Source organism: Nitrosophilus sp., assembly GCF_982775275.1.
This window is the reverse complement of the sequence record NZ_CEXZHP010000151.1, coordinates 1,790-3,745: the sequence shown is the minus strand read 5'-3', so window position 1 is coordinate 3,745 and position 1,956 is coordinate 1,790. Positions and strand designations below refer to the sequence as shown.

Sequence of the window (1,956 nt, the reverse complement as noted above, 5' to 3'; positions counted from 1 at the left end):
GCCGTTATGCAATAAAGGATAGGATTTATAATTTTTTGATTCTATTTTTTTTGAAGAGATTTTTATATCAACAATATTTTCGCCGCTTTTTTTAATATTTTGAATAATCTCTTTTAATTCGTCGTTAAATTTAAAATAGTATAGAGAAGATAAAGTATCTATATTGTTTTTTACAAGAGCATCGATTTTGTCTTTTTCCATAGAATTTAATGTTTTATCTATTATCCTTAAATCGGCAATTATATAAAACAAAAAAATAAAAAGGTTTGCAAAAATCGTAAATATAATAATTTTTTTTAAAGATATACCCCTACTCATAAAATCTTGCCACTTTATAAATTATTGGATTTAGTTTTATGTTTGTCTCTTTTAAAATTTTTGGATTTAGCAAAGGATAAATTTTTGGACCTACATATATAGATACCGAACTACAGCAAATATTTGACGGTTTTGTGGAAAAAATCAATCTATTTTTATTTTTTAATACATCCAAAAGTTTTTGAGCATTTTTTTGAGATGTGATTATAATATAAGCAGTAGGCGTGTTTTTTGGTATGCTTTTATTTAAAACTACTTTCACTTCATAACTATGCAATTTTTTGTTATCAAGAATTTTTTTAAAATACAAAGCGTCTTTTTTATGCAAATCGTCATAAATTATATTTATTACTATCTTTTTGTCTTTCGATATCTTATTTTTTAAATCTTTATCTAATAATATGATTTTTGTATATAGTTTAGCTTCCAATTCTAAAAGGTTTTTATCTAACGCAAAAACCGAACTAACTATAAATATAAGGGCAAGAAAGAAATTTTTCATTACCAACTCTTTTTGAAACTTATAAAATATTCTCGCCCAATGCTTGGCACTTTTGCCTCAATTGGAACAAACATATATCTACCCATAATAATATCTGTTGGCTGAATCCAAAAATAGTTTTTATGATTTGTCAAATTTTTTATACCAAAAGTAATGTAAAAATCTTTATAGTTCAAAGAAAAAATTTGATCCAGTGAGAAAAAAGGATCAACATCCTCAATAGTGGGAGGAGTTTTTATTTTACTTCCATAATTTAACAACGTAAAGGAGCTAAGTTTATCAAAAATAAGCTCAAGATAACTTTTGACTAAAATTTCTCTTGCTCCAAGATATTCGTTAAAATCGGATCTATTGTCGTTTTTGCTAACAGATAGGTAAAATCTGTTTTTATTAAAGATTTTGGTATAGCTCGCTTCCACTCCTTTTATATCCAAATCTCCTAAATTTTCATAAACTCTTTTACCGGTTGTTTTATCATAAAACCTATCGATATTATCTTTTATTTTTCCCGTATAAAAGTTAAATTTAAAAATATCTTTTGGAGTTATTTTTTTAAGATATTGTATCTCGACTAACGATATTTTTTCAGGATTTAAATTTTCGTTTCCGTTAAATTCCGCTGCAGATTTTGAATATAGTTCTATCCAAGAAGGTGCCCGAAAAGAGTGGCTATATAAAAGTTTAATTGTGTCTTTTTGCGTAAAGTTATATACAAATCCCCCTTTATAGGACAAATTGTTTCCAAAATCGCTATAATGATCAGCCCTTAAACCAAAATCCAAGGATAAAAAATCTTTTAAAATTATCATATCTTTTAATGCAATGGAGTATATTTTTCTATAAATTCCCTCTTTAATAAAATTATTTTCTTGGGTAAATTTTTTGGGCGACTGGGTAGCTAAATATTGAAGATAATAAAAATCGTATGGTTTAGCGTATTTATATTGGGTTAAGAAAGTGATATTATGCTTTTTTGTTAAATATTTTAAGATTAGATTTGCGAAAAATTCTCTTTCTTTGATATAGGCTCCAACTATAAGATCCCTGTTTGGATCTGCTGTTGGATTTAAATCTGCCGGATAAACTCTAAACTCCCCATCCCATATATACTGTTTTAAGCCAATATTTGTTTCGAT

At 26.4% G+C, this 1,956-nt stretch carries 3 protein-coding genes; all 3 read right to left on the bottom strand.

The features are described 5' to 3' along the window. Positions 1-318, bottom strand: a 318-nt coding sequence (locus AC30RD_RS07220) for a hypothetical protein (protein ID WP_489493748.1), incomplete at its 3' end; no start/stop codon positions are given. After that, positions 311-820, bottom strand: a complete 510-nt coding sequence (locus AC30RD_RS07215) for a hypothetical protein (protein ID WP_489493747.1) — start codon at positions 818-820, stop codon at positions 311-313. The genes AC30RD_RS07220 and AC30RD_RS07215, both read right to left, overlap by 8 nt. After that, positions 820-1,956 (bottom strand): TonB-dependent receptor plug domain-containing protein (locus AC30RD_RS07210; protein WP_489493745.1); only part of this gene is annotated, 1,137 nt, incomplete at its 5' end. The genes AC30RD_RS07210 and AC30RD_RS07215, both read right to left, overlap by 1 nt.